Below are 18,503 nucleotides of genomic sequence, written 5' to 3'. Positions count from 1 at the left end.
GTAATGGCATGACCGACATGCTGGAAATCCAGCATGTCGGCGATGGAACGGCGGTCGCCACAGAATGGATTGCGGCGCAGAACGGGTATACCCAGGGACCGTCGACAGTACTGGGCAAATGGGTGGCGGGTACGCTATATCAGTTTGGGCAAACATCCGCTGGAACCGGCAATGCACTGATTGAAATTCAAAATGTGAATGGGCAGACTGTCGCGACCCGCTGGACGGTGGGCGCGACGGGCTTAACACAAGAAGATCAAACGACGTTAGGCCGCTGGTCAGCCAATAATAGCTTCCAATATGGCGACGTGACCGGGACAGGCGAACTGGATCTAATGGAAGTCGCGCCGACAGGAACAGAGAGTGTGGCGGTGACGCGTTGGATTGCGGGAGCGGTTGGTACCGGATTTACGCAGGGTGCCAGCCTTAGCCTGACGGATCCTGAAGGTGGTAACGGCGGATTTATTTCTCCGATTGCCTTGCAAGATGTCGGCGGCACAGGATACCTGTCGTTGGTGATCCCGTGGACGTATTCGACTGCATACTACAGTTATGACCAAGTGAGCGTCAGCAGTACCGGTACGCTAACCTCAGTGAGCAACGGTTTGACTGGATTGAAATACGTCGGCGCGAACATTAGTACTGTCTACGCGCAATTCAGTTTGAACAACGATCCCAACACCAGCGGCAAAGGAATGGGCATCGTTTATGAAAATACGAGCGGTACGGTGAGTTTCGAGTCGGTCATACCAAGTACAGGTGCGATGATTAGCGTATCACTGGGTACGCCACAGTTGAACCAGCAATTCTTGGCCGGTGATGTGACGGGTAATGGCCGTTCTGATTTAGTGCAGATCTGGGAGAATGCTCAAGGTCAGGCGATTGCTAGTGTGTGGTATTCGAATGCGCAAGGGAACGCGTATACCCAGGGTGCCAATACAATTCTGGGCGCATGGCAAGCGGGTGCGACATACCAGTTGGCGAGTGCGAATGGCAAAATCTCCGCTGCGATTGTGATGATCTCAACTGACGCAACTGGTAATGGTGATGTTACGTTAAACACTTGGTATAGCACAGGTACAGGATTTGGTAATGTGGTTATTAGTGGCGTAACAATGCAGTCGACTAATTATTTAAGCCAATCATCCGTTGGTACATTGGTCGATCAAAACTTTCAGGCAAACTTACAATCTGTCAACGCGGTTAATATTGCGGGCAGTGTTGTCGCAGGTACATCAACCAGTTATGTTAGTGAATTGTTGACCGCTACATTAGTTGATCAAAGCTTCCAAGCAAGCATACAAGCTATTAATTCTGCCTCCAATACGGTCGGTGTTGTCGCAGGTACGTCAACCAGTTATTCTAGTGCACCGTCGACAGGATCATTAGTCGATCAAAATTACCAAGCAAGCTCACAAGCCATTAATTCTGCCTCGAATACGGCTAGTGTTGTTGCAGGAAATTCGACCGGCTATTCTAATCAAGTGACTGTCAGGACACCAGTCGATCAAACCTTCCAAGCCAGTATTCAGACCATCAGTCCTGCCACAAATCCGGAAATCAATGCTGCTGCCAATGCATCCATATTGCAAACGCAGCAAACACTTCCAGTACCAACCGGTGTCAGTCTGAATGCAACGTATGATGTTTTCAATGCAAACGGTCAAGTAGCCTATAACATCGCATCGAATGGGTTAGTAACTCAAAACACCTACGACGCTAACGGTAATTTGGTCACGCAGATTCAATACGCGACCACAGTGAATGTCAGCAGTGCGCCAACCTATGCAGCCATGCAGCAAATGGTGGCAGGTATTGCCAATGCAGCGCTTGATCGTCGTACCGATTACGTCTACAACGCCAATAACGAAGCCATCTACAAAGTTGATCCTAACGGTGGCGTCACATACGTGAAATACGATGCCGCTGGTCAAGTCATACAAACCACTGAATATAGTCAAGCTCTGTCAACCTCAGTAGTGCGGAATGCGCCACTGACAGCAACCCAAGTTGCCGCTGGAATTACGCCTGATGTCGCAACCGATCTAACTGAATACAGCGTGTACAACAGTCAGGGTAGATTGCAATATCAAATCGACGGCATGGGTCACGTTACCGAGACCGATTACGATGCCGTTGGCAATGTGATCGCCACACGTACTTACCAACAACCAATCAGCTTACCGCTCACTCAACCGTTGACGGTCACGGGTGTTAGCCAATTGCTGCAAGCTAGTCCTGCCGATCAAGTTAGCTATGCTTTATATGATGCTGACAATCGCCCGATCTATCAAATCAGCGGCACCGGTTATGTCACGCAAACTGTGTATAACCAAGCTAGTCAGAGCACGGAACAAATTGTCTACGGTAAGGCGATTACCTTAAGTGGCGCACCAACACTGCAAAGTGTCCAAACACAATTGCCAGCGCAACCAACGAGCGGCGTTGATTCGGTGACGCAATACAGCTATAACGCCGATGGAGAGGTGACGTTTAAAGTAGACGGTGCCGGTCATGTAACGCATTACGCCTACAACGGCGATGGCCAAGTAATTCAAACCATCCATTACGCCGCCATTTACACTGCGGCCACAGGCTTGGCTGCCTACGGCACTCCGGGTAGTGCTGACCAAGTCATTGCTACTGTTTATAACGTGGTCGGCCAAGTGGCCGACCAGATCGACCCGGAAGGTGTCGTTACCCAATATGTGTACGATTCACTCGGACGGGTGGTTGAAACAGTTCAGCATGCCATACCCGTTGCTGCGACTGCGGGTACACTGGATACCTATGCACAATTACAAGCCCAGTATGCCGTCACAACACCTGCAGATCACATCAGCTACGCTTTCTACGATGCGCAAGGCAACAAAGCCTACGACGTTGATGCCGATGGTAATGTAACTGCTTATCAGCACAACGCTTTCGGTCAACTGACCGGCAGCATCAGTTATACGACTCCAGTTACTGGCACGCCAACGTTGGTCAGCTTGCAAAGCCAATACAGTGCGGCTGGTGTCGCTGATCGCAGTAGCACCGCTGTGTACGATAACGACGGCAATGTACTGTACAGCATCAGCAGTCTCGGTGATGTCATCGCTCAAACCTATAATGGTCTCGGTGAAGTCGTCACCAACATCGCTTACGCCAACGCGATTAGTTTGCCAACTGGTGCAATTACTCCTGCAACCATTACTGCGTTATTGCAACCAAGTAGCGCTGATCAAACAACCAGCTATGTCTACGATGCGGATGGTCATCGCATACAAACGACCGATGCGCTGGGTAATAAGGAATACGCAACCTACAACGCTGAAGGCCAAGTTGCCAGCACCACCGATGCAGATGGCAACGTCACAACTCAGCAATACAACGTTGCTGGTCAATTGATTTCAGTGACCGACGCTGCAAGTGATGCGACGCATATTACTTATAACGCACTCGGACTCAAAGCGAGCGTGACCGACGCGGATGGCAACACGACCACCTACGGTTACGACCGTGCCGGTGAATTGACCTCGACCACCGATGGATTGGGTAACACCACCATTTACGGTTATAACTCGTTCGGCAATCAAATTACCGTGACCAATGCGTTGGGCAATACCACAACCACTACGTATGATCTTGATGGCCGCGCCACGGCAATCAAAGATGCGATGGGTAACACCCGCACACAAAGCTATAACATCTTTGGTGATGTCACAACCCAGGCCGATGCACTTGGAAATACCACGCAGAATTATTACGATGCAGATGATCAGCTCACCTTAAGCATTGCTCCGAACGGCGCAGCCACCAGCTATCAATACAATGCTTTTGGAAATGTCATTGCTGAAACGCATTACGCAACGTTAGTTACTAATATTCAAGCTGGAGTGATGCCAAACGTTGTTACCAGCAATACCGATCAAACTAGCTACAACGTCTACAACGCCAACGGCCAAGTTGCATTCCGCATCGCACCAAGTGGTCTAGTCACACAAAACATTTACGACACGAACGGCAACCTGGTCACGCAAATTCAATACGCAACGAGCGTCAATGTCAGCAGTACTCCAACCTACGCCGCCATGCAGCAACTGGTGGCCGGTATTGCTAACCCAGCGCTCAATCGTCGTACCGACTACGTCTACAACGCCGATAACGAAGTCGAGTACAAAGTTGACCCGAACGGCGGCGTTACATACCTGAAGTACGATGCCAATGGCCAAGTAGTCCAGACCACCCAATACAGTAGCTCCTTGTCCGCATCGGTTGCGCGAGATGCACCACTGACAGCAGCCCAAGTTGCCGCTGGAATTACCCCAGAAGCAGCAACGGATCAAACTCAGTACAGCGTCTACAACAGCCAAGGTTTAGTGCAATACCAAATTGACGGTTTGGGCTATGTGACCGAAGCGAATTACGATGCTGTTGGCAATGTAATCGCCACCCGCACTTACCAGCAAGCCCTCAGCTTACCGCTCGCTCAACCATTGACGGTGGCGGGTATTAGCCAATTGTTGCAAGCCAGTTCCAACGATCAGGTTAGCTACACGTTATATGATGCAGACAATCACCCGCTCTATCAAATTAGCGGTACCGGTTATGTCACGCAAACTGTGTACAACCAAGCGGGTGAAGTGACCGAGCAAATTGTGTACGGTAAAGCGATTGTTCTCACTGGCACACCAACACTGGCAAGTGTCCAAACACAATTGCCAGCACAGCCAACGTCCGGTATTGATTCCGTCACACAATATGCTTACAACGCGGACGGCCAAGTTACTTCTGAAACGAATGGCGCAGGGCACGTCACGCAATATACCTACAACGCCGACGGCCAAGTCACTCAAACCAAAGTCGGTACCGAAGTCACCAGCACCACTTACAACACAGTCGGTCAAGTAATCTCTCAGACGGACCCAACCGGTTTGGTCACCCACTACGTGTACGACGGACTCGGCCGCGTGATTGAAACCATCCAGCAGGCTGCTACTACTTCAGCAGAGCGCATCAGCTATACCTTCTACAACACCCAAGGTAATAAAGCCTACGACGTTGATCCCGATGGCGACGTTACTGGTTACCAGTACAACGCGTTCGGTCAACTGACCAGCAGCATCAGCTATGCCACTCCAGTCACAGGCACACCAACGTTGGCCAGCCTGCAAAGCCAATACGGTGCGGCGGGTGTAAATGATCGCAGTAGCACTGCTGTGTACGACAACGACGGCAATGTGCTGTACAGCATAGATAGCCTCGGTGAAGTCACCGGTTATCGCTATAACGCGCTCGGTGAAGTTGTTGTCAGCACCGCGTATGCCAACGCTATTAGTCTGCCGACTGGCGCAGTTATGTCTGCAACGCCTGCAACCATCGCGGCGTTATTGCAGCCAAGTATCACTGCTGACCAAACAACGCATTACTTCTACGATGCGGATGGTAATCGCGTACAAACGACTGAAGCGTTGACGGTGAACAAAGAATACGCCAACTACAACGCCGAAGGTCAAGTCACCAGCACCACCGATACCGATGGCAACGTCATGACGAAGCAATACAACGCGGCGGGTCAATTGATTGCCGTGACTGACGGTGCTGATACAGCACACATCACCTATAACGCCTTAGGATTAAAATCTAGCACCACTGACGCGGATGGCAACACCACCACCTACGGTTACGATGGTGCAGGAGAATTAACGTCAGTGACGGATGCGCTTGGCTATACCACCACGTACACCTACGATGGCAATGGCAATAAAACGGCAGAAACGAGTGGGCAATATCTCGTTGCACCAGGTTCCGCTAATTACCACGCCGCACTGGCCGCTTCAGCTGTACCGATTACCACCAAGTGGACATACGATCTTGATGGACGTCTGCTCACAACGACCGACGCTGCCGGCGATACGCAAACCACCACTTACGATGCTTTTGGCGACGTCACCAACATCGCCAGCGGCACAAGTGCAGTATCAACACCACTCGTCACCAATTTTTACGACAGTGATGGGCGCAAGACCATGAGTATCGACGGTACCGGTGCCATCACCGGTTACCAGTACGACGCTTTCGGCGACGTCGTCACGCAAACGGCATATGCGACGCGGCTACCCGCGGCAGTAGGCAATACCGCAACGGCACCAACACCAATCACAAGTAGTGCCGATGAAGTGACCACCACCACGTACGATACCTTGGGGCGCGCCACAAGCATGGTCAACGCTATGGGGTATACCTCAACCAATGTGTACGATCGTTGGGGTAATTTAATCACCAACACCATTGGTCAATATTTAGTCTCACCACAAAGTGCGCACTATAACGCCGCGTTGGCCTCCTTTGCGGCACCACAGACCACCGCGTATGTCTACGATGCCGACAATAATCTTGTCTACGAGATTGACCCGCAACGTGCTGTCACCTATACGCAACGTAACGGCGACGGTAACCCGGTCAGCGTCACTCAGTACGCCAAACCGTTATCGGCAAATATTGACATCACCACGCCGTTAACTCTCGCGCAAGTCCAAGCTGGCATTGCGGCCATGCCGACTGCCATCCTGAACGGCACACAAGTCACCCAAGAAGCCGATGAAGTCACGAGCATAGAATATGACGCGCAAGGACATATCAGCAGCAAAACCAATGGTAACGGCTATACCACGAGCTATACCTATAACGGTGAAGGTCAGCAGCTTACGGAAACCACGGGCCAATACTTGGTTGCGCCAGGTGCTCCTAACTACAACACCGCTCTGGCGAACGCAGCAGCACCAAGTACCACGACCAACGTCTATGATGCGGATGGACATTTAACGCAAGTCACCAACGGTGCTGGTCTAGTAGTCGCCTATAGCTACGACAACAATGGCAACAAGGTCAGTATGACTGTTGCGCCTAGCACTAATTTGGCGCAAACAACGACCTATACGTATGACAGCGAAGGGCGTCTGATTGGCACTTATGCGCCAGATGGCGGCATCACCCTACTCACCTACAGCACCACATTCCCGACGCAAATTGCAACGCAACGTACGCTGCAAAGTGATGTGGGTGGTAACCAGGTTTGGTTGAACGAATCCTATCAATACGATAGCGCTGGCCGAATCAGCAGTGAAACGCAGCAATCCGGTTTGATCCTGCACTACGCCTACGATGCATTTGGCAACCAGTTGAGTTCAACGACCGTCGGTAATCCGTTACTCGTCAGTGTCAACAACATACTAAATTATGGCCCCGCTGGCTTAAATAACACGGCCAATATCGTCACCTCTGCCACGTACAATGTATTGAATCAACGCGTCACGTCCACCGATGCTAACAATAATACGACTCGCTACAACTACGACAGCGTCGGCAATGAGATCCAACAAATCGACCCGTTGCATAACGTAACGCATTTCTACTATGACGGGGCAGGCAACAAGATCGGCGAAGTCGATCCTCTCGGTTATTACACTGCCTGGACGTATGACCTGTTCGGTAATCAAGTAACGCAGACGCAATATGCCAATGCCGTCACCGGTAATTTGTCTGGAATGACGCCACCTTCAGTGATCGCCAGTACGCTTGATCGTGTGCAAAGCGGCGGTTACGATGCTAATAACCAGTTGATTGTTTCTACCACCGCGGACGGTAGCGTCACCACCTACGCGCGCGATGGTCGTGGCAATGTCCTGGTGCAAACGCAATACGGTGCCACCATTAATTCCGCCACGGGTGCAAGTGCAGCAACACCAAGTACACCGCGTATCACCACGAGTACTTACGACGACGCCAACAATACCCTCACCAGCGTTGATTGGACCGGCAAGCAAACCAGCAGTAGTTACAATGCCGACGGTAATTTAGCGCAGCAAACGGTGAGCTATGCCGGCTTCCCGGATGAAACGCTGGTGACCACCTACAGTTACGACCTGTGTAATCGTCAAACCAGCGTCTCGCAAAATCTCAGCGGTTTATATATCGTCAATAGTGTGACCTACGATTTAGTCGGCAATATCACCGGCAAAATTAATGCCGACGGCGGCGTCTATACGTATACGTACGACAGCTACAACCGTCCGATCTACGAAACCAACGAAGTTGGTCAAATTGTTGATGCCTATGTCTACGATGCCTTCAATCGTATTATTAACACCGGTTGCAGTAACGGGCTGGTCCAATACACGTTTGATGCCAATGGCAACAAGCTCAGCAAAACTCTTGATTCAAGTTGGCAAAGTATTGAAACCAGTAGCAGCATTAACACCAACATCAATACCAACGTCAATACCAGCTTGTATCAATACGATGCCAACGACAACCTGATCCAGACGACCAACGCCAACGGCAGCAAGGTGACGAATTATTACGACGCCGATAACCAACTGATCGAAACCATTGATGCGGACGGCGTTGTTCATACCTACCAGTACGATGCCTTTGGTGATCAAACGCAATCGACGTTGTACATGACGCTCTCTTCCACACCGACCGACTTGAGCACGCCGCCAGCTCCGCCGGTTGGAGCAACGCAAGTCATCACAACCACCTACGATCAGGACGGCCGCGTTACCACCGTTACCTACCCAGAGATTCTGGTCACCACGGTAAACATCGAAGCATTGATGCAGTCAAATCCGACGACCACCAGCATGGTCGCACCCGTTGCCCAAACGATCTACGACGCATGGGGTAATGTGGTGGAATCGGTCAATGCAAAAGGCCAAACCACGTTTAATTATTACAATGCCCAAGGCCAGATCAGTGTCAGCGTGAATGCTGCCGGTTACCTGACCACCTACCAATACAACGGAGCCGGGGAAGTCACCCAACAAACGCTGTATTACCAAAATGCGCTCGATGTGAGTGGTGATGCAAGCAGCGTGAACGTAGCGCAAATTCCCGTTGGCACAGGGCTAACCGCCGTCACCAGCTACACCTACGACGTAGTCGGTCGCTTAGTCACCGAAACGGGTCCGGCAAGAACAGTGACCAATCCAGATGGTACGCAATCGCCAGCAAGCCCCGTCACACTGACCCAGTATGACGCTGATGGCAATGTCATTGCGACGACCACGGGTTACGGCACCGCGCAGGCGACGACGGTGTTTAATTTTTATGATGTGGCCAACAGATTAATCGGCACGGTGAATGCCAACCGCATGCTCACGTTAAATACGTACGATGCGGCTGATAATAAAACCTCAGTGATCAGCTTTGCAAATGCAGTGCCAGCTACGGTCAATCTGGATGTCGCTGAATGGCTCCATACCTCCGCAACGCAGCTTTATAATTTAGTTGCGCCAAGTGCTAATGACCAAGTGACCGTTTATGTTTACGGATACCAAAATCAGCTGCTCGCTCAACAGACTTCTCTGTTTGTTGGCAACCCAAATGGCACCGCCAACTACGGCTCACCAAACGTTGGTACAGGACAAACTCTGATTGGTGGTGTTGTACATAATACTGTTGATGGCAGTATTGCTGAGCTAGTCAATCAATATGGAATTACGTACGGTGATTTAATCGGTACAGAAGCCGTACAGGTATACGGTTACGACAATTTCGGTAATCGTACCTATGTTAAAGATGCCAATGGCAATGTGACCACCAGCCAATATGATAACGACGGGCACTTAACGCTTGCTTACAGCGCCGTTGGCACTTCTGTAGAAAGTGAAACCATTGCCCAGTATGATGCTGCGGGTAATCAAATCAGTGTCTACATGGGTTCAATGACCAATCAAACAGTCATCCCAACCAACATCACGGCTAGTCAAGGCGCATCAATCAACATTAACTGGACAGTTTCCGGCATGAATACCGGAACTACCTGGGTGGTCTGGAGTACAGCACCACAAACTAATATTAGCGGTTATGCCAATACGGCAGGTTCGCAAAGTACCAGCAACGGCAACTGCGTCGCCTCTATTACGACCCCTGATTCAGGAACTAATCTTTACTTCCGCGTCGTCACCCAGGACGCTAATGGCAACGAGCAATGGAGTGCCGAACAAGAACTGACTGTGGTACCGCAAAACGATACGATCAGCGCGCAAGCGTCAACAGGTGGCGGATTACTCGTTACGGCGCATTTCACCGGCAGCATTACCAATCCAACATTGAATTGGGGCACACAGGGCACGAGCGGCACCTTACCTAATACGGTAACACTCACCAGCATCGGCAACGGTTTATACCAAGGTATCTTGCCTGCCAATGCGAATGTAAGCGGCTTGGTTTACAACACCAGCTGGAGTGCCAATGGCACAAATTACAGCGGCGCCATACAACAATTGGCAGCGACGTATCCGCAAGTCGGCGTGGTCAGCAATGTGCAAACACAATGGTTGAACGGCCAAAATAATAACGGTTACAACATTGTCCTCAATACCACCGTCACCACCAGTTCGCCGATTGGTAATAACAATACCGCTACCCTCTCCGGAATTTCGGCATTGGTGCAAACAGCGAATAACCCGCGCGTCACGGAAGTGGATGCAGTAGCAACCACCATCAATGGCGTAGAGACCTATAGCATTCTGCTCGGAGATGAAAATGTTCCGTTAGCAGCCGGCACTTATACCATTACCCTGTTCGGCACGCCGACCGATGGTAATGCTGCTTACGCCATCTCAAGTTTTAACTACACAGTGAGTGCACAAAACAGTAGCGCACCATCCGCTGCCACGACATTTAACCAGGTAGCCTGGTTAAATCCAAACAACTCGACGAACAATGCCTACGTGGTTGTTGATGGGCAGATTCAGGCAAGCGTCGCCAGCGTTGATCAACTTACGCCGGGTACCAGCATTCAAGTTGGTGGTAGTACCATCTACAATGCCGCCGCAATCGCGGCTGGTAATAACACCGCAAGCATTGCGTATGCCCAGCCTACTGGCACCACAAATAGCGGCAATATTGCATCGACGCCAGCAACACAGCAAGAGACCGTTAATGTACCAACAGGTAACGACAACGTCGTCATTACCATTGCCAGCACGAGCATTCCAACTAATGTCGTCATTAATACTGGTAGTACTACCGTGTCGAATGATGTCGAAATTACCGGTACAGGCGGTACGCCATCAGACGGGGATAACCTCCCTCCTCCTTCTAACGGCAATACTGGCAGCACCTCGGGTAGCGGTTTTGGTACTGGCATTCTGTTTTACTATCAATTAGCCGGCGCGACAGGTGCAGCTACGATGATCCCGATGGAACTGATCAATGGACAGCTCACTGTTAATTTGTCGGGGCTTGCTCCAGGCAACTACAGCTACAGTGTGACCGGCAAGGATGCACAAGGTAACCTGATCATTATCAGTAACGGCACTTACACACCAACTAGCAGTGTTGGCGCTACTCAGCAAGGTGTGCTCAATTTTGCTACCACCGTACAAACTACGCCAACCGTAGAAACCGTACCCGTTGCCAATACCTACAACCTGAACCTCAATTTTGCGTTTAGCACCAGCGAAATGGCGACGATGGTCGGCGGCCTGCAAGTGCAGTTAACCCGTTACAGCAACGGCAGTGTGATGAACGTACCGATGAGTATCGGTACGGATGGCGTCAGTTATAACGGCACACAACAAGTCGTCACCGACAGCAGCGGTATAGCCAATCAGTACGAAGTCAAAGTTTGGTACATCAACACGCAAGGTCAGACCGTCATCGTCAATTGGTTCCACTATAATCCGACACAAAACTGGAGCGTATCAGGTAGTCAAAGTAGCGCTATTCTTGAGCAGGAATTAGCGGATACCCTCATCAATGATGGCAACACGTTCTACAACGGTGCTGGCGTCTATGAGGGCGCGCAAGCTGTTAATGACCAGACCTTCCAACTTGCCTTAGTTCAAACCTACAATCAGGGTGGCGGTAGCGCGGGCAATGGCGCAACGGGTTATTACATTAATAGCCAGTACGATGCCATGGGCTACTTAGTCGCCGGGAATACCGCCGACGGTATGTGGCATACCTATGGCGTGAATGTGGCAGGTCTTGCTGTGGCGAGTGCCGAATGGGGAGTGGCTGCAACGCCACTTCTGTCCGGATTAGACGCCGTGAACTTCACCTGGAATCAAACACCGTCAGAAATCTCGCTCGCGTGGCTTTCTGCAATGGGTCTGCTCACCGACACGTACACGTTCTACGACACTGCTGGCCGTACCATTGGCAGTGCCGGTATTCAGTTCACGGCCGTCGCCAGCGATACCGACAGCACTACGCATCAGCAACGTGACGTTACGCTGTATCAATACAACGCTTACAACGAAGTTACCGCGCAAGCCACCACGGTGGGAAGTGACTTGAATCTGAATGTGTTTGACATGGGCACAGCGCTTGGCGGTACCTTTGCCAGTGCCATCGGTACGCATGAGTTCTCCGTTTATGATGCCGCCGGACAAAAAGTTGAAACCATCAATGCCGGTTACGAAGCAACCACGGCTTCCGATGCGATTAAAGTGCAATATCAGTACGATATTTTAGGCCAGCTCGTTACCACCATTAATGCCAATAACTACGCCACACAGATGAAATACGATGCGGGCGGCAATCTGGTTCAGCAAATCCAAACCATTCAACAAACCTCGGCAGGTGTGGCGACGCAAATCGCGGTAACCACTTATCTGTACGACACCTTCGGTCGTCAGATTGTGAAGATCGACGGTGACGGTAACGTTACCCAAACCACGTATGACCAGCGTAATTTAATCCTGAGTCAAGGGGTGGTTGGTGTACTGTCGAGTTCCTGGTATTTAGCTAATTTAACCGGCGATGAAATTGCTAATTTACCGGTTGTTCCGAGTCAGCTCGCCGCGACGCTTGCAGCGTATATTCCGTTAGATCAGCAGGTTCAGATTCCGGTTATCTTTACGCCCGCGTCTGATCTGATCACCGTCAACACGTATGACGATAACGGTAACCTCGCCAGTAAAACGGCCGGTACGGATGTGGTGAGTTATACGTATGATGCCTTCAACCGCATCGTCACCACTACGACCCATCAATACGGCACGACCGCGCAAACCGGTACGGCTGTGGTGGCGACGCAGAGCTTTGATGTGTACGGCAATCTGACCCAAACCAATGACGGCGCGGGCGATATAACGACCTATACCTATGGTGCGTTTAACCAGCTTTTGTCCAAGACGGTGGGTACGCCGACGAAGGGGGAATGGGTTCCTTTTTCTTATTCGAGTAATCGTAATGGGGAGATTAGCGAGAACGAGGAAGAAGATAGTGACGGTTTGTACAAAGTCATTCCCGGTAACCAGGTGACGACGAACTACGCTTACAACGATCTCAACGAGCTGACGCAAGAAACGAATACCGCGGGGGATAGTACGCATACCGCGGATGAAAACATTACCCAAACCTGGGACTTTGCCGGGCATTTACTCAGCACGAATGACGCGGCGAATGGGGTGACGACGTACAGCTACGACAGTTACGGCAACCAGGTGAACACGGACTTCAGCAGTAACATCAGCAGCAACTTCTACCCTGTTTCGGCCACGTCCTACCAGGAGCCGGTCTTGCGCGACATGGCGTACACCTATGACGCTTTTGGCCGCCAGACCTCCTGGACCGACGTGGGTACGGGTCTGTCGACCAGCTACCAATACGACAATGCCGGTAATGTGATCGACGTCTCCAGCGGCACCGGTGGCGGCACCGGAGATGAAAACAGTGACCTCATCAATCCGAATAACCCGACCGAGGGGGTGGGTGCTGTCACGGGGGAAGTGGGCGACGCGGCATCGGTGGAAGGGGCTGACTTAACGGGTGTTGCGTTCAATCATTCCTACACCTTCAACGGCAATAATCAAGTCATGCAAATGAGTGCAACGGGGAATCAACTCATTGAACTCTACGGTTACGACAATGACGGCAATCTGACCCAGGAAGACAATCAGGCCGTTGGTACCGACACCCTCATTACTTACGACAGCATGGGGCGTGAAACCGATTCCATGATGATCGGCGGGAGTGTGGATCAGGAGTACGCGAACTACGGTTATACCCAGCAATATCAGGTCGGTATGACGGATACATTGGATGGAATGCAAAGTTTTACCGTTGGCGGTATTGATGGCAGCTTCAACGATGACAGCACCCTTGGTAAAATTGCGCAAAATTTGTATGGTAGCGCCAGCCTGTGGACATATATCCAAGCGGCCAATCCTAGTCTAGCCAACATCGCTAACCTGGGGCCCGACACCGTCTTACCTGTGGGGATGAAACTGCACGCTTACAATTTATGGCAAACCCAGATCAACTACGACGGTAACGGCAATGTGATCCAGCAAACCAGTGGTTTTGGTGATGCGATTGGTACCCGTACGAACAATCAATATTATGGTGATAACACACTGTATGCCACGACCACGGAATCCACGACGTGGACGTCAGATATGTATGCAAACAGTGCACTGGGAATCTTGCAGCTTGCAAGCCATGTTGACACGTCGCTAGCCATTACCAGTGCAACCACGTATTCCGTCGACGGCTCGGGTCGTATCCTGGCTGTACAGACCAACAGTTATGGCAATTTTTCTGGTGGTGATGAGTATGAACAACTTGCTTCGGCCGGACAAACCGATAGCAGCAGCTATACGTACCACTACAACGGCTTTGGGCAAGTGCTGTCGATTGATGCGAGCGGAGCAAATGATTCCGCGGGCACCAGCACCATGGTCTACAACGCGGATGAGCAAGAAATCTCCCTTGTTCAGGGTCAGGGCGACGGCATGCAAAGTGCTGAAACCAGTAACTATCTGTACAACACGGCCGGTCAAATCATTTACCAGAAACACCAGGATGGGCAAGCCGGCGACTATCTGGAAACCATCAGCTACGACGTCAACAGCAGCGGCAACCAGGTTGGTGAAACCGGCGTGTATGCCGACGGCCAACGGCACACCTATCTGGACGGTGGCAGTTATGCGGAAGTGCAGCAAGTCATGCCGAGTCAAGTCGGTAGCGGGCAAAGCGGTTATACCGCCACCGGAGGTGAAAACCTGGCACAGGTTGCGCAAACGGTATACGGCAATTCAGCGCTGTGGTATTTGATTGCGAACGCCAACGGCTTAACCGAAAACACCAGCTTAAAAGCGGGTGAACAGATTAGCGTGCCGAGTGGGATGCCGACGGGACAAGCGAATTCGACTACCGGCAAGCCGTACAACGCAGGCGAAATTCAAGGCGGTAATCTGCCGAATTTGAAGACACCACCGCCAGCAGACGGTGGTGGATGTAGTACGTTTGGATTGATCTTGTTAGTGGTCGTCGCCATTATCGTGACCATCGCGACGGAAGGTGCCACTGCCGAGTATTTGGGAACGGTAGCTGCAGATGGTGGAGCTGCGGTAGGCGGCGCTGCTGCGACAGGTGGAACAGTTGCTGCTGGAGATGCCGCCGTAGTGGCAGGTGGAACTGCTGCTGCAGGTGGAACTGCGGTAGTAGGTGGAACTGCAATAGTAGGTGGAACTGCAGCAGTTGGAGATGCCGCCGTTGTCACGGGTATTGATGCGGTGACCGGCGGTGGTATCTCCGGTGCGTTCACTACCGGAATTTCTGTATTGACTGGAGGTAGCACCATAGTAGGCGGTACGGCAGTGGCAGTCGGCGTTGCCGCCGGTTCTGCTTTTGTTGGTAGCGTCGTGAGTCAAGAGATCGGCGTAGCATCGAATTCCAACATGCATTTCAGTTTGAAACAAGCCGGTCTGGCGGCACTGAGTGCGGGTACTACCGCTGGATTAGGCGTACCAAGTTCACCGATGAGCGCCGTTGGTGACGCCGTCGTCGTCGATGCGGTCACGCAGGAAGCCGCAATACGTCTCAATTTGCAGCAGCGCTTCAGTTGGGCGCAATTGGCGGCGTCAGGCATTGTGGCGGGTGTGATGAAGGGCGAAAGCGGCAGCGTTAATCAGGCACTGGATAAGGCGGCCAGTATTGCGGGTTCAACGGCTAACATGGTCAACGGAATTGTCGATGGTGTTGCTAGCGCGGTGGCTCAGCATGCGTTGACGAATGCACTCGCCAATAATGCGCAGGATCGGGAAAGCTGGAATTCAGCGGGTGTCTTTGGGGCGGCGTTGAGTGGAGCAATTTATAGTGCGGGGCAGCCCGTGCCTGGAAATACATCGTTACCGGTTGATCCGACTACCGGGTTACAGAGTTTCAGTTATGCGAGCCAACAAGCTAATACAGTTGGGTATCTCATGTCCTCGGGTAATACTAGTACGGATATGCCCCCGATTGAAACACCAGTGATTTCTGGACCGAGCGATGCGGATATAAATCAGCTTTTGAATACGCTTCCAGCGGTCAATTTAACTCCGGCCAATACCGGTACTTCAGATAGTCTAGGTTATAACCAAAGTGCAGGATTATCTTATTCCAAATATGGTGGAACAAGCTCTTTGGATGGCATGCAGTTTGCAGCGAACACCGTTGGAGTGCCGCAAACAGCAACGGATGCAGGTGGCGGTAGTACATCATCGGATATGCTGAAACTAGGCCTAACCGCTAACGAAAATGCCGAATTAAATTCCATCGCAATTAAAGAAACAGGAACTCTTTCTGCATATGAAGGTTTCGTCAATAACTACTTAAATAATAATCCTAATGCTTCCGTACAAGATGCCGCATCTGCATTTGATGCAGCAACTGCGGCAAATGAAAATACACGATTGCTAGCAAGGTATCCGGCACCAGTGGCAAATGGTGATGGCTCTGAACAAGCAACGTCACCGGATTTAAATCTTTCGTTATTGACTGTTACTCCGCCAGTGTCAAATCCTCGGCCAGAGGACTTGAATCTGACATTGGCTACTCCCGTTGCACCTAATGTACCAACTGGTCAACCGCCATACATTCAGCCTTACATGCCAATGGCGGCAAACAGCAGCAATACGCAGGCGACGCCTGTTGCTGCAATTTATCCAACCATAACAACGTCATTCCCATTCCCTCATGCGCCTAATACACCATCTGCGCAAGCTGCTAATGGACTGGTTTCAATGTTGGCGTCTAAGGCAGTGACAGCTGCGGTGGGAGGAACAGATAAGGTGACAGCGGCAGATAAGGCCGCTTGGACAGCGGCAAATCCAAACGCTTCTATTTTTGGTGGGGTTCCAACTATTCAATACCAAATGGATGTATCGGCAGGAACAATGACGAGAGTTGTTGGTACGTCCCAATCTCTGGGTGATCAGATAAAGGATACTTTATCGTTAGGGCTTATTCCAACCGGTAAAGCCTTAGGCAATTTCGCGGGTGGAATTAGTGCTGCCAATAATTCTAGTTTGCCGCAATCAATCAGAAATCAAGGCGCGTATGATGCGGGTGCTAACTCGTTATCGGTACCGACAGCAGCGATGATGGTTGCTGGGTCATTTGTCGGATCGGCTTCGCGAGTGGGCGCTACAACAATTGAAAGTGTTGAGGCAAGTAGTAGGGCATCCGTTGGCATTGCTGATTCGGTTTCTGGCTTACAACTTAGAGAATCCTTGGCACGTCAGGCAGGGACTCCCCGTGGATTGGATAATGTCTGGGGATCAAGCTTGGATGATCTGAAGACCACATATACTATGGATGGTTATTCAGTTACAGATAAGGCAGCGCGAGCAAATTCATCAGGAAACGCTCAAATATTTACAGTTGAGAACAATCCTTTAATAAAGGAAGTGCAATATAGCCCTTCTACAGAACAGTTGCCACTTGCTGATCAATCTCAGCACATAGGTGAGTACTACAAATTTACGTATCAAGACGGCAGTAAGGCTAAGGTCATTGATCCAAACACTTATCAAATGGGATCACTTGAGAAGAATGTTCAATATTTCAACCAACAAGGTCAATCAATTCTTTATAATCCTGTAACAAGAACGTGGGGTATCAAATGATGAATTTAGAATTAGACTGGGCGGCACCAATCGTGCCAGGTCAATCAATGATGGGGCTGCATTTGGGAATGTCGTATTCTGACGTATTGACTGCTTTGCAGTTCTATAGAGTTGATGTCAGTGAGGGGAATAACGACTTCTTGGTGCGAATCAAGAATTCGCCACTTTTGTTAGTGGAAATGCTTTCAGACGGCATTATTTTGCGTGACACAATCAGCAAATCACCAAATGCAACTAGTTTCGATAAATTGTTTGTAATGGGATTTAAGGAAGGTGTTTTGGTGCATCTTATGACATCTTTGATCTATGGTGCGTCGTTTGACTACTACAAAGGACTTATTTTTGGAAAGGTAGGAATTGGTTCACCTGTCGCAAATATAAGGAAATTTTGCGAAGTGGAATTTGATTCAGGTGATGAATTATTCTATCCGATTGATGATGCTTTCGTTGGATTTAGCATTGGTGGATCATGTAGCTCTTTGGAGGAAGACCCTGATCAACTTGTATCGTACATTCGGATTTATGTTTCCGCCCTGAATAACTAATACTGCGGCCCTATGCATCGTGCAGAACTGCCTCATTTTTCCGCAGTGCCGGTAATTTTTTATT

The 18,503-nt window shown here is 50.6% G+C and carries 2 protein-coding genes; both read left to right on the top strand.

Annotated elements, in window-relative coordinates; all coding sequences use genetic code 11:
• Positions 1-17: 17 nt before the first annotated feature.
• Positions 18-17,894, top strand: a complete 17,877-nt coding sequence (locus S2091_RS23215) for a hypothetical protein (protein WP_207769793.1) — start codon at positions 18-20, stop codon at positions 17,892-17,894.
• Complete coding sequence (locus S2091_RS23210) at positions 17,891-18,439, top strand: hypothetical protein (RefSeq protein WP_105534363.1); 549 nt, start codon at positions 17,891-17,893, stop codon at positions 18,437-18,439. The genes S2091_RS23215 and S2091_RS23210 overlap by 4 nt, the downstream gene beginning before the upstream one ends.
• Positions 18,440-18,503: the final 64 nt, after the last annotated feature.

It is taken from the genome of Solimicrobium silvestre, assembly GCF_002976435.1.
Classification (GTDB): Bacteria; Pseudomonadota; Gammaproteobacteria; order Burkholderiales; family Burkholderiaceae_D; genus Solimicrobium; species Solimicrobium silvestre.
This window is presented reverse-complemented; position numbering and strand designations above follow the sequence as displayed.